18 protein-coding genes are annotated in these 19,462 nt (G+C 68.2%); 8 read left to right on the forward strand and 10 right to left on the reverse strand.

The genetic code is table 11. From position 1 onward, the window contains the following. Positions 1 to 2 precede the first annotated feature (2 nt). From AB0H00_RS20905 to AB0H00_RS20915, 3 genes are all read right to left on the reverse strand, one after another. The gene (locus tag AB0H00_RS20905) at positions 3 to 1,250 is read right to left on the reverse strand and encodes a Cmx/CmrA family chloramphenicol efflux MFS transporter (protein ID WP_357268463.1); all 1,248 of its coding nucleotides are present in this window, start codon (positions 1,248 to 1,250) and stop codon (positions 3 to 5) included. Between the two features lie 99 nt (positions 1,251 to 1,349). Further along, positions 1,350 to 1,922 carry a TetR/AcrR family transcriptional regulator gene (locus AB0H00_RS20910; protein ID WP_357268465.1) on the reverse strand — a complete coding sequence of 191 codons (573 nt, stop codon included), beginning with the start codon at positions 1,920 to 1,922 and terminating at the stop codon, positions 1,350 to 1,352. A 204-nt stretch (positions 1,923 to 2,126) separates the two neighbouring features. Then, positions 2,127 to 2,744, reverse strand: a complete 618-nt coding sequence (locus tag AB0H00_RS20915; protein ID WP_357268467.1) for a class I SAM-dependent methyltransferase — start codon at positions 2,742 to 2,744, stop codon at positions 2,127 to 2,129. Positions 2,745 to 2,880: 136 nt separating this feature from the next. Between AB0H00_RS20915 and treZ the strand changes: the two genes are divergently transcribed. Both treZ and AB0H00_RS20925 read left to right on the forward strand, forming a co-directional pair. Continuing rightward, the gene (treZ, locus tag AB0H00_RS20920; protein WP_357268468.1) at positions 2,881 to 4,620 is read left to right on the forward strand and encodes a malto-oligosyltrehalose trehalohydrolase; all 1,740 of its coding nucleotides are present in this window, start codon (positions 2,881 to 2,883) and stop codon (positions 4,618 to 4,620) included. Between the two features lie 113 nt (positions 4,621 to 4,733). After that, positions 4,734 to 5,978 carry a serine hydrolase domain-containing protein gene (locus AB0H00_RS20925; RefSeq protein ID WP_357268470.1) on the forward strand — a complete coding sequence of 415 codons (1,245 nt, stop codon included), beginning with the start codon at positions 4,734 to 4,736 and terminating at the stop codon, positions 5,976 to 5,978. A gap of 59 nt (positions 5,979 to 6,037) precedes the next feature. Here the strand turns inward: AB0H00_RS20925 and ilvA are convergent, their stop codons facing one another. Then, positions 6,038 to 7,393: a threonine ammonia-lyase IlvA gene (gene ilvA, locus AB0H00_RS20930; RefSeq protein ID WP_357268472.1), complete on the reverse strand. Its 1,356-nt coding sequence runs from the start codon at positions 7,391 to 7,393 to the stop codon at positions 6,038 to 6,040. A gap of 60 nt (positions 7,394 to 7,453) precedes the next feature. Beyond that, positions 7,454 to 7,888, reverse strand: a complete 435-nt coding sequence (locus tag AB0H00_RS20935; RefSeq protein WP_357268473.1) for a nitroreductase family deazaflavin-dependent oxidoreductase — start codon at positions 7,886 to 7,888, stop codon at positions 7,454 to 7,456. Between the two features lie 87 nt (positions 7,889 to 7,975). Here AB0H00_RS20935 and AB0H00_RS20940 point away from each other — a divergent pair, with 87 nt between their 5' ends. Next, the gene (locus AB0H00_RS20940) at positions 7,976 to 8,221 is read left to right on the forward strand and encodes a hypothetical protein (RefSeq protein ID WP_357268475.1); all 246 of its coding nucleotides are present in this window, start codon (positions 7,976 to 7,978) and stop codon (positions 8,219 to 8,221) included. 213 nt (positions 8,222 to 8,434) lie between these two features. Here AB0H00_RS20940 and treY read toward each other — a convergent pair whose 3' ends face one another. From treY to AB0H00_RS20955, 3 genes are read right to left on the reverse strand one after another with little or no spacing between them, the layout of a single operon-like run. Continuing rightward, complete coding sequence (gene treY / locus AB0H00_RS20945) at positions 8,435 to 10,843, reverse strand: malto-oligosyltrehalose synthase (protein WP_357268766.1); 2,409 nt, start codon at positions 10,841 to 10,843, stop codon at positions 8,435 to 8,437. Positions 10,844 to 10,878: 35 nt separating this feature from the next. After that, complete coding sequence (glgX, locus tag AB0H00_RS20950) at positions 10,879 to 12,999, reverse strand: glycogen debranching protein GlgX (RefSeq protein WP_357268477.1); 2,121 nt, start codon at positions 12,997 to 12,999, stop codon at positions 10,879 to 10,881. Positions 13,000 to 13,057: 58 nt separating this feature from the next. Continuing rightward, positions 13,058 to 13,606, reverse strand: coding sequence for a cupin domain-containing protein (locus tag AB0H00_RS20955; protein WP_357268479.1), 549 nt, complete (start codon positions 13,604 to 13,606; stop codon positions 13,058 to 13,060). 30 nt (positions 13,607 to 13,636) lie between these two features. Between AB0H00_RS20955 and AB0H00_RS20960 the strand changes: the two genes are divergently transcribed. Then, complete coding sequence (locus tag AB0H00_RS20960) at positions 13,637 to 14,083, forward strand: MarR family winged helix-turn-helix transcriptional regulator (RefSeq protein WP_357268481.1); 447 nt, start codon at positions 13,637 to 13,639, stop codon at positions 14,081 to 14,083. A 156-nt stretch (positions 14,084 to 14,239) separates the two neighbouring features. Beyond that, complete coding sequence (locus AB0H00_RS20965; RefSeq protein ID WP_357268482.1) at positions 14,240 to 15,517, forward strand: adenosylmethionine--8-amino-7-oxononanoate transaminase; 1,278 nt, start codon at positions 14,240 to 14,242, stop codon at positions 15,515 to 15,517. A 13-nt stretch (positions 15,518 to 15,530) separates the two neighbouring features. Here AB0H00_RS20965 and AB0H00_RS20970 read toward each other — a convergent pair whose 3' ends face one another. After that, complete coding sequence (locus AB0H00_RS20970) at positions 15,531 to 15,902, reverse strand: cupin domain-containing protein (protein WP_357268484.1); 372 nt, start codon at positions 15,900 to 15,902, stop codon at positions 15,531 to 15,533. Positions 15,903 to 15,963: 61 nt separating this feature from the next. On the opposite strand from AB0H00_RS20970, the gene AB0H00_RS20975 reads away from it, so the two are divergent. The 3 genes from AB0H00_RS20975 (at position 15,964) to bioD (ending at position 18,421) form a co-directional block, all read left to right on the forward strand. After that, positions 15,964 to 16,446, forward strand: a complete 483-nt coding sequence (locus AB0H00_RS20975) for a MarR family winged helix-turn-helix transcriptional regulator (protein ID WP_357268486.1) — start codon at positions 15,964 to 15,966, stop codon at positions 16,444 to 16,446. Positions 16,447 to 16,497: 51 nt separating this feature from the next. Beyond that, positions 16,498 to 17,652 (forward strand): 8-amino-7-oxononanoate synthase, encoded by a 1,155-nt coding sequence (locus AB0H00_RS20980; RefSeq protein WP_357268488.1) that lies wholly within the window; start codon positions 16,498 to 16,500, stop codon positions 17,650 to 17,652. Between the two features lie 94 nt (positions 17,653 to 17,746). Continuing rightward, positions 17,747 to 18,421, forward strand: coding sequence for a dethiobiotin synthase (gene bioD, locus AB0H00_RS20985; protein ID WP_357268490.1), 675 nt, complete (start codon positions 17,747 to 17,749; stop codon positions 18,419 to 18,421). Between the two features lie 406 nt (positions 18,422 to 18,827). Here the strand turns inward: bioD and AB0H00_RS20990 are convergent, their stop codons facing one another. After that, the gene (locus AB0H00_RS20990) at positions 18,828 to 19,457 is read right to left on the reverse strand and encodes a hypothetical protein (protein WP_357268492.1); all 630 of its coding nucleotides are present in this window, start codon (positions 19,455 to 19,457) and stop codon (positions 18,828 to 18,830) included. Positions 19,458 to 19,462 lie beyond the last annotated feature (5 nt).

The following is a 19,462-nucleotide window of genomic DNA, read 5'->3' on the forward strand; positions in this document are numbered from 1 at the left end:
ATTCAGGGTGTAGTGCTTTCGGCGACTGCCCGTCTCGGTGCTGATTGCGACTGGCGGCCCGCTTCCGCCACCGCGAGGTCGGGCGCGGCGATCGGGCCTTGGGCGGTCCGATCGCTTTGCAGGGCATGGCTCCACGCGACGGTTCCGAGTGCCACAACACCGAGGGCCGCGCCGATCCAGGCTACCGAGGCATAGCCCAGGCCCGCCCCGATCGCGAGGCCGCCGAGCCAGGGGCCCGCGGTGATGCCGACGTTGAACGACGAAATGTTGGTGGCGGCGGCCAGGGTCGGCGCGTCGCCCGCAAGGGTGAAGACTCGGCTGTTCAGGGTCGGATTGATGCCGAAACCGAAGGCGCCCAACAGGAATGACAGCAGCACCACGGGAACTGCGTACTGGGCGGTCAGGGCAAGCAGTGCCGAGGTGACGACCACCCCGGCGATGCCGACGTACAGGCTGGTGAGCGGATGGGCGTCGGCGGTCCGGCCGCCGGCGACGATGCCGACGAAGGCGCCGAGCCCGTAGACCGCCAGCACTACGGGGATCCAGCCGTCGGCCAGCCGTGTGGTGTCCGACAGCAACGCGCCGAGGTAGGCGAAGCTCACCAACAGTGCACCGGTGGTTAGCGCGGTGGTGCCATAGGACAGCCACAACTGCGGACGAACCATGGTGCGCAACTCTTTCCGCATCCGCGGCGCCGTGGCCGGTCGCCCGCCGGGGATCTTCATCAGTACGCCGAACATGGCGGCCGCCGATAGGAGTGCGACTGCCCAGAAGGCCGCGCGCCAGCCTAGGTGCTGCCCGATGACGGTGCCCGCGGGGAGGCCGATGACGGTGGCGATGGTCAGCCCGCCCGCGACGATGCTCATCGCCTTGCCGCGCGCGGTCGCCGGGACCAAGCCGATCGCCGTGGTCGCGGCCACCGCCCAGAATCCGGCGTAGACGAAGGCGCCGATCACCCGTGTCGCGAACAGTATTCGGTAGTCCGAGGTGAGCGCGGCGACGACGTGCGTGGCGGCGAAAACCGCGAGGAAGGCGAGCAGTGCTGTGCGCCGCGACCAGCGCAGCGTCGCTACCGCGAGCACGGGCGCGCCGACCAGCATGCCCAGCGCGAACGCCGAGATGAGCAGGCCGGCCTGCGGCACGGAGACGCCCAGATCACCTGCCATCTCGGTGAGCAGGCCCGCGAGCATCAGCTCCGAGGTGCCCTGGGCGAAGATCGAGAGACCCAGGACGTAGATCGCCACAGGCATCGGTACCTCCTTATTTTGTACTGATCAATCTAAAATGAGGATGCGGCAGCGACGCCGCGGTGGAACGGTGTCAGGAAGTGGGTGTGCGGGACAGGTCGCTCAGAGCGCGCCGAGTGCGGTGGTCGCGATGGCCGCCAATGTCTCCCGGTCGGCGCCGCCACGTGCGGCTACCCGCATGCCGCCGATCGTGGCGATCACGAAATGGGCCATCGTGCGGGGGTTTTTGTCCGGTGCGACGTCGCCTGCGCGTCTGCCGCTGTCGAATGCCGCTGTGAGCGCGTCCAGCCGCCGTTCGTAATCGGCCCGCAGGGTGGCGGCTACTTCGGGGTCGCGCGGGGCCAGTTCGATGGTCGAGTTGACCACCAGGCAGCCCAGTGGGTCGTCGTCCGGAGAATCCACGACCTGCCACAGCAGCGTGCGAATCTTCGTCGATACGTCGCCCGGCTCGTCGAGCAGGTCGAAGGTCGGGGCGTTCTTGGCCGTCATATAGCGGCGCAGCGCGCGCTGGAACAAATCGCGCTTGCTGGTAAAGGCGTTGTAGATGCTGCTGCGGCCCAGTCCGGTAGCCGCGCAGAGGTCCTCGGTGGAGGTCGCTTCGTATCCTGCGCGCCAGAACGCCCGCATCGCCGCGTCCACCGCGCGATCCTCGTCGAACAGCCGTGGTCGTGCCATGGGGGCAGCCTACCATCATTTTGGACAGATCGTTTCAATATCGGTCGGAACTGGTAGATGGGGCTGCTCGCTACCGTACTCATCCGGCTGCGACCAGGGCTTTTCCGGTTGCATAGCGGCCGTCTGAGCATTCGATAGGCAGCATCGCCGACAGTGCCGGAGCAGCGCCACCGTCACTGCTCTCGGTCCGGATCGTCTGACCGGTCAGGGTGAGACCGCGACACCGAGCGTCTGGGCGACGAAGATCCGGGGGGCGTCCTCGCCATAGAACGACTCCACGTCGCGAATCTCGAAACCGGCGATTGCCAGCAGTCCGCGGATGTCGCGGTCCAGGTGGCAACCGCCGCACAGCCTTTTCTGCACCGGGTTCAGCCGGTGCTGCCACACCTGCACGGCGTGGTCGGGCGCGAGCCCGTGTTCGACGAAGTGCAGCGTGCCTCCGGGAACGAGCACCCGGCGCACCTCGGCCAAGGCCGTTGCGACATCGGGAATGGTGCACATGGTCCAAGTCGACAGCGCGGAGTCGAAGCTATTGTCTTCGAACGGAAGCGCCTGCCCGTCCAGGCCGGCCCGTTCGATCGGCACGGTGGCCGCCGCGACCCGATTGCCCGCGAGCTTCCAGGCCAGATCGGCAGGCTCGACCGCGCTGACCGAGGCGACGGTCGCCGGGTAGAACGGCGCGTTGAGCCCAGATCCGAAACCGATCTCCACCACGCGTCCGTGCAGTCCCGCGCACACCCGCTCGCGCAGCGGGTCGTTGAACCGCATCCCGCAGGCGACATCGACGATCCGCGGCAATACCCGCTCGCCATAGATACCCACGCACCCACTCTGGCAGAGAACCTCCGACCCGGGCGAGCGGCGCGCACCGGGGCAGCCCGGCGTCGCGATGTTCTCGGTCGCCGGGACGCGCAATCCGAGCCGCGCGGACCGGTGGCGTGCATGGGATGCTGGCGCGGTGACACTGTTCGAGGTGTGGGCACCACGGCCGGAACTGGTGCGGTTGGACCTGGACGGAGTCGTCCACTCGATGGCGCGATCGCCGGACGGGTGGTGGCGCGCCGACCTACCCGCCGCGATCGGAGCCCGGTACGGGTTTCTGCTCGACGACGATCTCACCGTGCTACCCGATCCGCGCTCGTCGCGCCAGCCCGATGGGGTGCACGCCCGTTCGGCGCTGCATGCCCTCGACCCGGCTGGTTGGACCGACGCGGAGTGGACCGGGCGGCCACTGGCCGGTGCGGTCTACTACGAGCTACACATCGGTGCGTTCACGGTGGAAGGCACCTTCGACGCCGCGATCGAGCGGCTCGACCATCTGGTCCGGCTCGGCGTCACGGTGGTCGAAGTGATGCCCGTGAACGCCTTCGACGGCACGCACAACTGGGGCTACGACGGCGTGCTCTGGTACGCGGTACAGGAAAGCTACGGCGGGCCCGATGGGCTGCAGCGGTTCGTGAACGCCTGCCATGCCCGCGGACTGGCCGTCTGCCTCGACGTCGTCTACAACCATCTCGGCCCGTCCGGCAACTACCTGCCGCGTTTCGCGCCCTACCTCGCCGACGGTCGCAACACCTGGGGGCAGAGCGTCAACCTGGACGGACCCCGGTCCGACGAAGTGCGCAGGTACATCATCGACAACGCGCTGCGCTGGCTGCGCGAGTTCCGCGTCGACGCGCTGCGTCTGGATGCCGTACATGCCCTGGTCGACCGCAGCGCCACCCACCTGCTCGCCGAGCTCGCCGTCGAAACCGAACGCCTCGCCGCCCATGTGCGCAGGCCGCTGACGCTGATCGCGGAGAGCGACCTCAACGATCCGAAACTGATCACCCCGCGGGCGGCGGGCGGCTTCGGGCTGACCGGGCAGTGGAACGACGACCTGCACCATGCCGTGCACACCGCGGTCTCCGGCGAACGTCAGGGCTATTATGCCGATTTCGGTTCGCTGCGCTGTCTGGCTCAGACGCTCACCGACGGCTTCTTCCATGCCGGAACATTTTCCAGCTTCCGTGGGCGCACACACGGCCGCCCGGTCGACCCGCGCCTGATCCCGGGCAGCGCGTTGCTGGCCTATACCTGCGACCACGACCAGATCGGCAACCGCGCGATCGGCGACCGGCCGAGCGCCTACCTGACCGAGGGTCAGCTCGCGATCAAGGCCGCGCTGGTGCTGTGTGCGCCGTTCACTCCCATGCTGTTCATGGGGGAGGAGTGGGGCGCCCGCACACCGTTCCTGTTCTTCACCTCACACACCGATCCGATGGTCGCCGCCGCCACCGCCACCGGGCGCAAGGAGGAGTTCGCCGAACACGGCTGGAACACCGACGAGATCCCCGATCCCCAGGACCCCCGGACTTTTCTGCGGTCCAAGCTGGACTGGGACGAACCGGATGAACCGCGTCATGCGCGGTTGCTGACCTGCTATCGCGCATTGCTGACGCTGCGCCGGGAGCGGGCGGAGTTGAGCGACCCGTGGCTGACGCACATCTCGGTCGACTACGACGAGGCGGCGCGCTGGATCGTCGTGCACCGCGGCACTCTGGCCCTGCTGTGCAATCTCGCCGAGGACCAGGTCGCCGTGCCCATCGCCGGCATACCGGTGCTGTCCTGGGAGCCTCCGACGGTAGGTCCTTCCGTGACAACCCTTCCCGGTCACTCGTTCGCACTGCTGGAGACGGCGCTGCCCGGACCACAATGAGCTCGGTGGAAGGCGTAGACGCGGCGTCTTTTTCGGCGTCACCCGATAGCCGGCCCGCAACTGTCCGAGACAGAATTATTGCCGTGTGTGATCTACGCCATTACCGTGGATAGATGAGCAACGAAGCTTCCGGGGACCTAGCGGTTCTGCCCCCGGGGATGGGTGGCAGCGCCGCCGCCGAATTCGCACCATTTGTTCGCGCTTTCGCTCGAACATTCGGTAACCGCAGGGGGGCGGGCGCCGCCTTCGCGGTGCACCTGCACGGAGAGCCGCTGGTGGACATCTGGATCGGCTCCGGAGGCGACGCCCCGTGGACCAAGGACACCGGCACGATCATCTTCTCCGCCACCAAGGGCATTTCCGCCGCGGTCGTGCACCGCCTCGCCGATCGCGGGCTGCTCGACTATTCCGCCCCGGTCGCCGAGTACTGGCCGGAGTTCGGCGCCAACGGCAAGGACGCGATCACCGTCCGCCAGCTGATGACGCACCGAGCGGGATTGTCCGCGCTGGCCCCGATCGCGACCTGCCTGGCCGACGTGCTCGACCACCAGCTCATGGAGGAGCGCCTGGCCGCCGCGAAACCCGATCGCCTGCTCGGTGTTCCCACCTACCACGCGCTCACCTTCGGCTGGCTGGTGGCCGGGTTGGCCCGCGCGATCACCGGGATGAGCATGGCGGATCTGTTCCGCACCGAGGTTGCCGAGCCGCTCGGCATCGACGGCATTCATCTCGGCAGGCCACCGGCGGACGCGTCGATCAGCTACGCGCCGCTGGCGGGTTCTCAGCTGAGCATGCTCGGAAAGCCGCTCGGCGCGGCGGTTCTCGGTCGCAGTCATCGGATTCCGGGTGCGCTGGGCGCCGCGACCCGCTGCCTGTTTCTGCCCGGTCTGGAAGCCATTCTGGAAGGCGTGGATCCGCCGATCCTGCACACCGAACTCGGCGCGGGCAACGGCGTGTGCACTGCGCGCGCGCTGGCAACGATGTATGGCGCGCTCGCCAACGGCGGTCTCGTTGCCGAGCGCAGGTACCTAGGCAGCCACACTGTCAAGGCGCTGCGCCGCATCGAGAGCTATCAGCTCGACCGCGCGCTGTTCTACGTCCCGATGCTGTGGCGCCTCGGGTACCACTCGATGCCGATGCCGGGTGCCCGAGCGGGTTTCGGGCACATCGGCCTCGGGGGCTCGTTCGGCTGGGCCGAACCGCGCCTGGGCCTGTCGGTCGGCTTCGTGCACAACCGGCTCTCGGCAAGCCAGCTGAGCTACGACCAGTCCGCGGCCTTCTGGCTGCTGCCGCTCATGCTGAACTGCCTGCGTGCGACGCGCCGCGTGGCGGTGCAGGAGATACCGAAGGCGGCGTGAGCCGGCGTCGGCGAGGCGCAGTCTCGCGTGGCGTCCGCGCGGTCGTCGTGGTGGTTCGCTCAGGTCAGATAGCGGTAGGCGGGTGAGCCGGGGTCCAGCCGCTCGCATTGGATCGGCGACTCCCGCATCCGTTCCAGCAGTGGCCCGAGCCCTTCCGGTGCGCCGAGCTCGATGCCGACCAGCGCCGCGCCGGTCTCGCGGTTGTTGCGCTTGACATACTCGAACAGCGTGATGTCGTCGTCGGGGCCGAGCACCTCGTCGAGGAAGCGGCGCAGCGCGCCCGGCTCCTGCGGGAAGTCGACCAGGAAGTAATGCTTGAGGCCGCGGTGCACCAGCGAGCGCTCGATGATCTCGCCGTAGCGGGACACGTCGTTGTTGCCGCCGGACACCAGGCACACCACCGTCGAGCCCGGCTCCACCGGGATCTCGGCGAGCGCCGTCACCGCGAGCGCTCCCGCCGGTTCGGCGATGATGCCCTCGTTCTGGTACAGGTCGAGCATGGTCGTGCATATCGCACCCTCGTTGACCTGCATCATCCTGAAAGAACCAGCGCCACTGGGGGATTCGGTAGTTGTCAGCAAAGGCAGCGAGGCGTGCGAAACCACCTGCCCGCCGAAGCCGGACACCGCGGCGAATGGCACAGCGCCGATCCGGCGCACCGCCGCGCCGTCCACGAACGGGTCGATCTCCGGCAGTGTCACCGGGCCGCCCGCCACCAGCGCGGCGGTCATCGAGGCCGCGCCCGCGGGCTCCACGCCGAGGAGGGCCGTGCGTGGGGATCGCTCGCGCAGGTAGGTGCCTACGCCGGCCAGGCAGCCGCCGCCGCCTACGGGGATGACCACCAGGTCGGGGGAGGTGCCGAGCTGCTCCAGGATCTCCGGGGCGATGGTGCCCTGGCCGGCCGCGGTGCGCGTGTCGTCGAACGGGGCCACCATGGTCGCACCGGTGCGGACAACGTCGGCGGCGGCTGCCGCCGCGGCGGCGTCGTAGGTATCGCCGACGGCGATCAGCTCCACGAACCCGCCGCCGTGCACCCGGATGCGATCGCGCTTCTGCTTCGGTGTCGTGGCCGGCACATAGATGCGGCCGGCGATCCCCATCGCTTGGCACGCGAACGCCACGCCCTGCGCGTGGTTGCCCGCGCTGGCCGCGACAACGCCCGCCGCGCGCTCGACCTCGGACAGCTGCATCACCAGGTTGTAGGCGCCGCGCAGCTTGTAGGAACGGACTGCGGTGAGGTCCTCACGCTTGAGGTAGACCTTCGCCCCGGTCAGCGTGGACAGCCGTTCGCTGTACTGCAACGGGGTCGGGTCGATGATGTCGGCAATTCGCTTGGCGGCAGCATCGATCTCGTCCGCGCTGAGTGCGGGACGAGAATCGGACAGTGCGTCGAGATCACCAAGCGGATTGGACACCCGAAATATGCTGCCACCCGCCGTGCCGGCGTGCTGCGGCGGGTGGCAGTGACACGCTGGTTACCTGGGTGTCAGGACGAAAACAGGGATCTGCCGGTCGGTCTTGGTCTGGTAGTTCGCGTAATCCGGCCACACCTCGACCGCCCGCTGCCACCACAGCGCCTTCTCGTCGCCGAAGACCTCGCGCGCGGTGTAGTCCTTGTGCACCGTGCCGTCCCGCAGTTCGACGTGCGGTTCAGCCTTGATGTTGTGGTACCAGACCGGGTGCTTGGGCGCGCCGCCCAGCGAGGCGACCACGGCGTACTCCCCGTTGTGCTCCACCCGCATCAGCGGGGTCTTGCGGAGTTTGCCGGTCTTCGCGCCCTTGGTGGTCAGCAGGATGATGGGTTTTCCCTGCAGTGTCGCGCCCTCGGTGCCGCCGGAGTTCTCGTACCTCTCGGCTTGCTCGCGGGCCCAGTCGGATGTACTCGGTTCGTATTGACCTGTGAGTGGCATGTCTGCGGCAACGCGCGAGTGGTCGGCGGTGTTCCCGGCGACAGAAGTTCGCTGGCCCGAACTTCTGATTCCGACTACCCTGAGTACATGGCGGTTGTGCACCCTTCGGCTCCCTCGGCGACGATCGAGATCGCCGGTACCGCATGGCCCGTATACAAGCTCGAAGCGCTCGCTGCCGGCCTGGTGGTCGGCCTGATCCTGGCGCTCGTCGCCGGCTCGCCGCAGATCGCGGTGCTGGCCGCGGCCGCGGTCGGCGCCACACGCTGGATCGTCGGTCTGCTGGCCACCCATCGACAAGCTCCTCGGGCCGCTCGGGTTTTCGGCACCCGCTAGATCTCCGCCCCGAGGGCGCCTATCGCGCCGATCCGCCATCGCGGTCGGCGACAACCTCTACCCGGCCGTATTGCTGCGACGGTGCCCGCATCACGTTCTAGTGAACTACCACCCCGTGAACCTGCGACGGTGGCGCGAGCAGCTCGGCGGCATGTTCCCGGAGGACCTTTCCGAAAAGGTCGGTGTGGTGACCGCCGCGACCGTGCCCAAGCTCTAGCGAACCAGTAACGCGACCGGCAGCCGCGTGAAGAGTTTCTCCAGCCGGGCCTTTCCCTGGAACGTGTGACCGGTCAACCGGTCGGTCCAGGTACCCGTGGGCAAGTCGAGAAACGTATCGCCCCAGCCGCTTTCAGCCAGGCCCACACTGTGTCGGGTGGCCGCGACGATCACCTCCGGCGCTTCGCCCACGCGGCCACGGGCATAGGACACCACCCGGTCCGCCTGCTCGCCGGAGCCGAACAGCGGCAGGTAGGTGCCGCCGACGAAGCAATAGGGACGCTCCCGGCGCAACCACAGCGCATAGGCGACGATCCACATCTTCGCCGCGCCGGTGGTATCCAGTGCCGGTGTGCCGGTGAGTGATTGGAGCATGCCCGCGCGTGCGGCGAAGTCCACCGGACGGCGGTTGTCCGGGTCGACGAGGGAGTCCTCCCACAGTTCGCAGCCCTGGTAGACGTCCGGAATGCCGGGGCCGCACAGCTGCAACAGCTTCTGCGACAAGGCATCCGACCACGCATGCGGGGCCAGTTCGTGCACCAGGTCGCCGAGCTCGGAGCCGACCGGGCCGTCGATCACCGCGTCCAGCCACCCGTGCACGGCGGTCTCGAACCCGGCGTCCGGCTCCTCCCAGGAGGTCTTGGTGTTCGCCTCGCGGATCGCTTTCTCGGCGAATACATGCAGGCGCTCGCGCAGGCCGGGCACCGATGCGGCGGGCCGGCCGTCCGCGGGCCACACGCCGAACATGTTCTGCAACAGGAACAGCGCGGTGGCGCCGTCCGGAGCCGGTGTGGTCTCCAACCAGGAGTCGACGCTACGCGCCCAGGTCTCCGCGGCCTGGGAGAGCACGCCGATCCTGGCGCGCACGTCCTCGCCGCGCTTGGTGTCGTGCGTCGACAGCGTCGTCATGGTCGCGGGCCAGCGCTGTGCGCGTTCACTGTTGGACAGGTGATATTCGTTGAGTGAGTGGCCGAACCTGGCCGGGTTGCCGCCGACCTCTTGGAGCGAGACCAGCCGCGCGGCCTGGTAGAACATGGTGTCCTCGACCGCCTTGGCGGTGACCGCACCGCAGACCTGGCTGAATCGCACTGCGGCGGCGCCGGCGCGGGACAGCGCCGCGACCAGCACCGCGAGCGGCGCGGTGAGTTCGCTGTTGCGCTTTTCCACCTCGGCGATCACCGCGCCGATCATGCCGGCCAGCGGCGCATAGTCGGCCCGGTACACCGGCATGAACGCCAGCACCTCGATGGTGGCGTTGGTCAGTGCCATGGTGTCGAAGCACTCGACGTTCGCATCCTGCTTGATCGCGGCCACCAGTCGCCGGATCTCCGGCGCCAGAACACTTTCCGCGACCGCCCGCTTGATCCGGTGCTCCGTCTCGCCGATCCACGCGCGATCGCTGCCGTGCCCGGCGACACGGCGTGACAGCTCGGTGAGCGCCTGTTCGCCCTCTGGATCGATCAGCACACCACTGACGTCGGTCAGCGCCTCGTAGCCGGTGGTGCCGTCGACCGGGAGCGTCGCGTCCAGTGGCTCGCGGTTGGCCAGGATCTTCTCCACCAGCAGCAGCCGGTGCGGGCCGATGAGACGGCGCAGCCGGGTGAGATACCCGGCGGGATCGGACAGTCCGTCCGGGTGGTCGACCCGCACGCCGTCGATCAGGTCGTGCTCGCACCACGCGGCGAGTTCGCGGTGGGTGATCTCGAAGACCTCAGGGTCCTCCTGGCGGATCGCGGCCAGGCCGCTGACCGCGAAGAACCTGCGGTAAGTGCACAGCCCGGCCTTCCAGCTCACCAGGCGGTAATGCTGCTTGTCGTGGATGCGAAGAGCGTTGTCGCCGTCGGTGTCCGGCGCGATCGGGAAACGCAGCTCGTGCAGGGCAAGCATGGGTTCTGCGCCCGAGCGGTCGACGGTCAACGCGGCCGGGTCGTTCTCGCTCTGTAACACCGGTAGCGCCAGCCTGCCGCCCGCACCGTTGCCCTGGCTCCAGTCGATGTCGAAGTACCGCGCGAACCTGGACTCTCGGCCGTACCGCAGGACATCCCACCACCAGGGGTTCTGTTGCGGGTCCGCGACGCCGACGTGGTTGGGCACCAGGTCGACGATCAGCCCCATGCCGCGGCTGCGCACCTCGTCGGCGAGAGCCTTGAGCCCGGTCGGTCCGCCGAGGCCCGCCGACACCGTGGTCGGATCGGTGACGTCGTAGCCGTGTGTGGAACCACGCGCCGCGGTCAGCAGCGGCGACAGATAGAGGTGAGAGATGCCCAGTTGCTGCAGGTATTCCGCGATGGCGCGAGCATCGGCGAAGGTCAGCGCGTCGGGACGCAGTTGCAGCCGGTAGGTGCTGCGGATCGTCGTCTGGCGCGTCGGCCTGCGGCGCAGGGAGACGGGGTTGGTCACGTGCATCTCGGTGGCGGCGGGTGTGGTCATCGGTATTTCGGTCATGCGGCGTGGCGGAGGACGAGGAGACAGCGAGATTCGATGGTGACAGTGGCGCCCGCCGGATAGGTGGCTTCGGCCAGACCGGTGGGTGTCGAGCAATCCAGCGCGACCGACCACTCAGCGCCGTAATCGGCTCCTGGCAAGGCGAAGTCGATGGCCGCGTCGTGGGCGTTGAAGCAGAGCAGGAACGAGTCGTCGGTGATCCGCTCGCCGCGCGGCCCTGGTTCGGGAATGCCCGCACCATTCAGGTAGACCGCCAGCGACTTGCCGAATCCGCTGTCCCAGTCGGCCGCGGTCATCTCCTTGCCGGACGGGGTGAGCCACGCGATGTCGCGGGCGGGATCCTTCGAGCGGATCGGCCCGCCCGCGAGGAAGCGGCGGCGCCGGAAGACCGGGTGCTCGGTGCGCAGCGCGATCACACTGCGGGTGAATGCGAGCAGGTCCGCGTTCGTCTCGCGCAGTGACCAGTCCATCCACGCCAGCGGCGAGTCCTGGCAATAGACGTTGTTGTTGCCGTACTGGGTGCGGCCCATCTCGTCCCCGTGCGCGAGCATCGGCACACCCTGGCTGAGCACCAGCGTCGCCATCAGGTTGCGGCTCTGCCGTGCGCGCAGGGTACAGATCTCCTCGTCGTCGGTGGGACCTTCGACGCCGCAGTTCCACGACCGGTTCCAGCTTTCACCGTCGCGGTTGTCCTCGCCGTTGTCCTCGTTGTGTTTCTCGTTGTAGGACACCAGGTCCCGCAGGGTGAATCCGTCGTGCGCGGTGACGAAGTTGATACTGGCGCTCGGCCTGCGCCCGGTGGCCTCGTACAGGTCCGAGGAGCCGGTGAGCCGAGAGGCGAACTCGCCCAACGTCGCCGGTTCACCGCGCCAGTAGTCGCGCACGGTGTCGCGGTATTTGCCGTTCCACTCCGTCCACAGCCCGGGAAAGTTCCCGACCTGGTAGCCGCCCTCGCCGACGTCCCACGGCTCGGCGATCAGCTTCACCTGGCTCACCACCGGATCCTGTTGCACCAGATCGAAGAACGTGGACAGCCGATCCACGTCGTGCAGTTCGCGCGCCAGCGTCGCGGCCAGGTCGAAGCGGAACCCGTCGACGTGCATGTCCAGAATCCAATAGCGCAGTGAGTCCATGATCAGCTGCAGAGTGTGTGGGTGGCGCACGTTGAGGCTGTTGCCGGTGCCTGTGTAATCCATGTAGCGCGAGGGGTCCTCGTCGTCCAGGCGGTAGTAGGCGGCGTTGTCGATACCGCGGAACCCGAGCGTCGGCCCCCGGTGGTCGCCCTCGGCGGTGTGGTTGTAGACCACGTCGAGGATCACCTCGATGCCCTCCACGTGCAGCGCCCGCACCATCGCCTTGAACTCGGTCACCGCCGAACCGGCGCGGTCCATCGCGCCGTACTCGTTGTGCGGCGCCAGATACCCGAAGCTGTTGTAGCCCCAGTAGTTCCGCAGCCCCTGATCGAGCAGGACCCGGTCGTGCAGGAACTGGTGCACCGGCATCAGCTCGATCGCGGTGACGCCCAGCGCTTTCAGATGGTCGACGACCGCAGGGTGCGCGATGCCCGAGTAGGTGCCGCGCAGTTCCTCGGGCACCTCGGGATGGGTCATCGTCATGCCCTTGACGTGCGCCTCGTAGATCACCGTCTCGTGGTAGGGCCGGTTCGGTGCTCGGTCGGTGCCCCAGTCGAAGTACGGGTTGATCACCACGCCCGCCATAGTGTGCCCGAGCGAGTCGAGCCCATGGGTGTAGAGCGAGGGATGAGCATCGAAGTTGCCGTCGAACGCCTTGCCGTAGGGATCGAGCAGCAATTTGCTCGGGTCGCAGCGCAATCCACGCTCGGGGTCGTACGGCCCGTGCACTCGGAAGCCATAACGCTGACCGGGGCCGACCGCGGGCAGATAGGCGTGCCAGACGTAGCCGTCGACCTCGTCGAGCTCGACCCGACTTTCGGTGCCGTCCCTGGCGATCAAGCAGAGTTCGACTGCGTCGGCGACCTCCGAGAACACCGAGAAGTTGGTACCCGCGCCGTCGTAGGTCGCACCCAGGGGATAGGCGGTGCCGGGCCAGACACCCAGTGGTGTCGCGTCGCTGGGCGCTGCGTCGGACTGAGCCATGGCAACGACACTAGCGGCAGCGGCGTCGTGCTTCCGGGGGTGGTTGTGACCAGGTGAGTCAGCCGAGGTCGGAGCCACTTTCCAGCCAGCGGCGCCGGTAGCCGCAGCGCTGCGCGACGCGCGCGAGGCCGCCGAGTGCCCCGCGTTGCAGCCAGGCTGGGATGCCCGCGAGGTAGCCGTCCTGGTAATCCCACAGCAACGCGAGGGCGAGCGGATCGCGCGGCACCCCGGCTCGAGTGGTCTTGCCCGCGCGGTCGAGGTTGTGCCAGAGCCGGAACATCTCCCAGTGCCGCAGCGGAGGGCGGATCTCGTGGTCGACCACGGTGTCGGGGGCCTCGCTCCAGAACTCGTGGACGGTGCGCGCCGGCGCCGTGACGGTGTCGCCGGGGTTCGCGATGATCTCGGCGCCGTCGACCCGGTATCGGACCCGGCCCTGCCGGACCGTCCATCGCTCGCTGAGCACCGGATGCCAATGTGGGCCCGCCTGCCGTTCGGACTGTGGCAGGACGTGCTCGAGCCGGAGGTAGGGACCGCGCTCGTCGGTGCCGTGCGCGACGAGGGTGACGCGGTGCCCGTTGCGGAAGGTGAGTGTCCGGTCGTCTCGCATGTCTCAATATATAAAGGTAACCTTTGTATTATGTCAACGGATGATCCGTCGCTTCTGAAACTCCTCAGCCAGGCCACTGCGGCTTATGAACGTGCGCTGAATCGCGAGCTGCGCGCCCGTCTCGATGATCAGCTGCGTCCCGCGCACTACGCGGTGTTCCGGCACCTGAACCCCGCGGGGTCGCGGATTACCGCACTCGCGGAGGCAGCGGGGATGACCCAGCAGTCGATGGGGGAGTTGGTGACCCATCTGGAGCGGTGCGGGCTGGTCACGCGGGAGGTCGATCCGGCCGACCGGAGGGCGCGGGTGGTGAGGGTCACGGAGGCGGGCCGTACGGCGCTGGGCGTGGCGTCCGAGCGGATCAGCGGCATCGAGCGGACGCTGGCGCAGGCGCTGGGGGAGTGCTGTCTCGCGGAGCTGCGGACGGCGCTGGCACAGCTGGACCGGGCCCTCACGCAGTCGGCGGGTGCCGGGTGATCGGCACGTCCGAGTCCGGCCGCCGGGCGCACGTGCAACCGAACACCGCCCCTTGCCTAGATGTCCGTTCGTGCGCGCCCAGCTCGAGTGGTAACTTGAACGCCGTTCAAGCCGCTCCGGGCCGACCGGGGTCGACGCTCGACCGCGAGGATTGCTGTGGGATTGACCCCTGACGAGATCACCGCCATCGACGCCAAGCATGTCTGGCATCCCTACGGCGGTTTCCCTGCGACGACGGAGCCGCTGGTGGTGGCGAGCGCCTCGGGTACCAGGCTGAGGCTGGCGGACGGGCGCGAACTGGTCGACGGCATGAGTTCCTGGTGGGCCGCCATCCACGGCTACCGGCACCCCGTGCTCGACGCCGCGCTCGTGGCCCAGTCGCAGCGGATGAGTCACGTGATGTTCGGCGGGCTCACCCATGAGCCCGCGGCGCGCTTGGCCGAGTTGTTGGTCGAGTCGACGCCCGCCGCCCTGGACAAGGTATTCCTGTGCGACTCGGGCTCGGTATCGGTCGAGGTCGCGGTGAAAATGTGCCTGCAGTACTGGCGCTCCTCGGGCCGGCCGGAGAAGCGGCGGCTGCTCACCTGGCGCGGCGGCTACCACGGCGACACCTTCACCCCGATGAGCGTGTGCGACCCGGACGGCGGCATGCATTCGCTGTGGACAGACATCCTGGCGAACCAGTTCTTCGCGCCGGTGCCGCCGCGAGAGTACCGGCCCGAGTACGTCGCGGAGCTGGAGCGGCTGATCGCGTCGCACGCCGGCGAGCTCGCGGCGGTCATCGTGGAGCCCGTGGTGCAGGGCGCGGGCGGGATGCGCTGGCACCACCCCGGCTATCTCACCGATTTGCGCAGGCTGTGCGACGAATACGGCGTGCTGCTGGTCTTCGACGAGATCGCCACCGGATTCGGCCGTACCGGAACGCTTTTCGCGGCCGACCGGGTCGGGGTGAGCCCGGATGTGATGTGCGTGGGCAAGGCGCTCACCGGCGGTTACCTGACCCTGGCCGCCGCGCTGTGCACCGCGCGGATCGCCGAAACGATCAGCGCGGGGCATGGCGGGCTGATGCATGGGCCGACCTTCATGGGCAACCCGCTGGCCTGCGCGCTCGCGGTCGCATCGATCGAACTGCTCCGGTCGCGCGACTGGCGCGGGGAGGTCGGTCGGATCGAGGCCGAGCTGGAGGCGGGCCTCGCTCCGGTGCGAGGCCTGCCCGGGGTTGTCGAGGCGCGCGTGCTCGGTGCGATCGGCGTGATCGAGCTGGACCGTCCGGTCGACATGCGCGCCGCGACCGACGCCGCCGTCGCGGCGGGTGTCTGGCTACGTCCGTTCCGGAACTTGGTGTACACGATGCCGCCGTTCGTCAGCACGTCCGACGACATCGCGACGATCACCGCCGGGATGCGCGCCGCTGTCGCAACGCCATCGGATTAGTGGCCCGCAGTCGCTACGCGATCCACGGCGGCACGATCATGCTGTCGCTGTCCGGCGTGCCCGCCCGCGCGCCCGCCGGTGCGGCAACGATGGCCGCGAAGCCCTCCTCGGTGCGCACCTGCCGTAGCACGTTCACCGGGAGGATCACCGTATCGCCCTCGGTGGCAGTGATTTCCGAGCCGTCGAGGGCAATGTCGATCCGGCCCGAGACGACCGTCCAGACTTGTTCGGCGTCGATGAAGTGCCGGGGGCCGGTGGTGCCCGCGGGTACGTCGACTCGCCAGAGCGCAAGCGAGGCGCCCCCCTGTGTGGGAGAGGCGAGTGTGGTCATGACCCCGCCGGGAGTCTCGGTGCGGCGGGTGTCGGCACGGGGAATGACAGTCATCGGGGTACCACCTCTAAGATAGACAATCAAGTTGTCCATATAGTCAACGAGGTTGTCCACTATGTCAAGTGACGCCGGCGGCTACGAGCTGCCACTGCGGATGCTGCTCGGCTTCCGTGCGGTGATCGACGAGGTCCATGCCGACTTGGTCCAGCATGGCCATCCCGAGTTGCGGCCCATACACGGCTTCCTCTTTCAGGCTGTCGGCCGTGCGGGCGGGCCCAACGGATGCACGGCCGCCGACCTCGGGCGCGCGCTCGGAATCTCGAAACAGGCCGCGGGCAAGCACATCGAGGTGCTGGACCGGCTGGGCTATGTGTGTCGGGGCAGCGATCCCACCGATGCCAGGCGGAAGGTCTACACACTGACCGATCGCGCCCTCGACGCGCTGACCCGGTCGGCGCACGTCTTCGACCGGATCCATGACCGCTGGGCCGACCTACTCGGCACGGACCGGCTCGCCGCCATGGAGCGGGATCTCCGCACGCTGGCCCCCGGCGAGGTATTCCGGCTCGATACGCCGAACTGGTTCAACGGTCAGTGACTCGGCCCGTGACTATCGGCCCTGAACGGTGTTCAAGTATGCTGCGGAGCTGTGACTACCGATCCGTTGAGCTGGTTGGACGACCGTGCCGCCGCGCGGGTGAGCGCGGGACTGCGTCGTGAGCTACGCCCCCGTGCCCCGCAGGCGCCGTCGATCGACCTCGCTTCCAACGACTACCTCGGGCTGGTGCGCCACCCGGAGGTGATCGACGGCGCGATCGGGGCGGTGCGGCGCTGGGGCGCGGGGTCCACCGGGTCCCGCCTGGTCACCGGCACCACCACCGAGCACGAGCTGCTCGAGGCCGAGCTGGCCGATTTCGTCGGCGCCGAAGCGGGACTCGTGTTCGCCTCCGGGTACGCGGCCAATCTGGGCGCGGTCACCGCGCTGACCGGTCGTGGCTCGCTCGTCGTCTCCGACGCGGGCAGTCATGCGTCGCTCGTCGACGCGTGCAGGCTCTCGCGGGCCCGGGTGGAGGTCGCGCCGCACTGCGACGTCACGGCGGTGGACCGGCTGCTGTCGGAGCGCACGGAGGAGCGCGCGCTCGTGCTCACCGACTCGGTGTTCAGCGCCGACGGCGATCTCGCGCCGCTGGCTGAGCTGCACCGGGTGACCAGGGCCAACGGCGCGGTGCTCCTCGTGGACGAGGCGCACGGTCTCGGCGTGCGCGGCACCGGCGGGCGCGGGCTCGTGCAGGAAGTCGGTCTGGCCGGTGCAACCGATCTGGTGATCACCGCGACGCTGTCGAAATCCCTTGCCGCGCAAGGCGGGGTGGTGCTGGCCAGCGCGCGGGTGCGCGCCCACCTGATCGACACCGCGCGCACGTTCATCTTCGACACCGGCCTCGCGCCCGCCGCGGTCGGCGCGGCGCGGGCGGCGCTGCGCCTGCTGGGCAACGAACCCGAACTCGCCGGGCGGGTACTCGAGCGCGCGGCCGACATCGCCCGGATCGCCGGTGTGCCCGCCCCGGATTCGGCCGTGGTATCGGTCGTGCTCGGCACCGCCCAGGTCGCCTTCGACGCCGCCCAGGCATGCCGGGCGCGGGGGCTCGACGTGGGCTGTTTCCGTCCTCCGTCGGTCCCGGAGGGTACGTCTCGGTTGCGGCTGACAGCGCGTGCCGATCTCACCGCGGCCGAACTCGATGCCATCGCCATGGTGCTCGGCGAAGTCTTGGCCGCCGCACGTGATCTGGCTTCGGTGCCCGCATGATTGTGCGTAGCTACCGACTCCCCGCTGTTCGTGGGACGAGCCGGGTTGTTGCTTTGTCGCGCAGTGCGATTCGCCGGACGGGAGTGTTGTTCGCATGAGCGTCCTGCTGATTACCGGAACGTCCACTGACGTCGGCAAGACCGTCGTCACCGCCGCGATCGCCGCCGCCACGCTGGCGGACGGTCGTTCGGTCGCGGTGTGCAAACCGGGCCAAACCGGCGTCGCCCCTGGCGAACCCGGCGATCTCGCCGAGATCGAGCGTCTCAGCGGTGTCATGCGGACGGTCGAGCTCGCCCGGTACCCCGACCCGCTGGCGCCTGACACCGCCGCCCGAAGAGCCGGTTTGCCGGAACTGACCCTCGCCGAGACCGTCGCTGCCATCGACTCCCTAGCCGACGCCGACCTCGTCCTGGTCGAGGGTGCGGGCGGATTGCTGGTCCGCCTCGGCGATTTCACTCTCGTCGACCTCGCGCAGAAACTCGGCGCACCCGTCCTGGTGGTCACCGCGGCCGGGCTCGGCACGCTCAACCACACCGAATTGACCACTCGTGCCCTGCATTCGGCGGGCGTGCGCTGCGTGGGCCTGGTGATCGGCGCCTGGCCCACCGAGCCCGACCTTGCGGCCGAGTGCAACCGGACCGACCTGCCCCGGGTGACCGGCATCGATCTGGTCGGCGCGGTGCCCGCGGGCGCGGGCCGCTGGGACCGCGAGCGGTTCCTGACCGCCGCGGCCAGCTGGTTCGAGCCCGCCTGGTCGCCCTTGGTCTAACGGCAAGCCGGCCGGTCCGTCGTATCATTCCGGCCTCGACATCTTCATATCGGTGGCTCGATCGGCCTCGCCGTAATTCTGCTTATTGCCGACTACGGCATTTTCTCGGTTGGTCGCGTATGCGATGCGATGCTGGGCGGCGGCTCGCTTTCACCACTTGGTGGTGATCAATCGATCCGCCGGCCGAATATTGCCGACTTTCCCTTACCCGCTCCGGGGACAGGAACCCCGGATCGATGATCCCTCTCGGCCGTCGACCTCGAGAATGCGTTCGGCTTGCCGCAGGACAAGGCATCGCCGGGAGCAGATGCTATGGATGCCGAGGCCCGCTGGGCCTCCCCGCGGGTGATTTCGCCGGGATCGGCGAAGCAGTCGCCAATATTGGAGATGATCGATCCCATTGCGGTCAACCAGCTCTTGCGGTGACGGCAGCATCATCGGCGAACCTGCCACGACCGAGGGTGAGTGCCGCCAAGCCGATATTGCCTAGGGCGGTGATCAGCGGGCCGGCAGCCGACGCGAATTGAAATCCGCTTGCCATGAGCACGCCGAGCAGTCCCAGACCTCCGGCGCAGGCATTCGCGGCGAACATTTGCCAAGTCTCTTCATGGGGTTTCGACCATGCGTGCCTGAGTGTGGGTATCGTGGCAACGAGGTTGGCGCACAAGGCAAAGAGTGCGCCGAACGCCTTCTCCGACACTCCGACGGTCACCATCACGCACGCGATCGATGAAATCAGACAAGCCCAATCAATATGATCTCCCGGTCGCAGACTTACCCGATGTTTTATGCCGACGCCGATGACCGCCACATTCATGGCCGCCGAAGCGGTATTGATACCCGCAGCAAGATAGGCGCCCTCGAGGTATGCCACGATCGCGAAAACGGTATTGGCGGTGCACCAGGCGGCCCATGATGCGATTCGCGGCCGCGTGCCACCTTCCAGGATTCCCGCCAGATACGCAATGACTCCATACAGTGAGATACCAATACTGAGACACGCCAAAGACGAGCTGACGCTCCAAAACTCACTCACCCGAA

Origin of the sequence: Nocardia sp. NPDC023852, from assembly GCF_040639505.1 — a bacterium.
Classification (GTDB): domain Bacteria; phylum Actinomycetota; class Actinomycetes; order Mycobacteriales; family Mycobacteriaceae; genus Nocardia.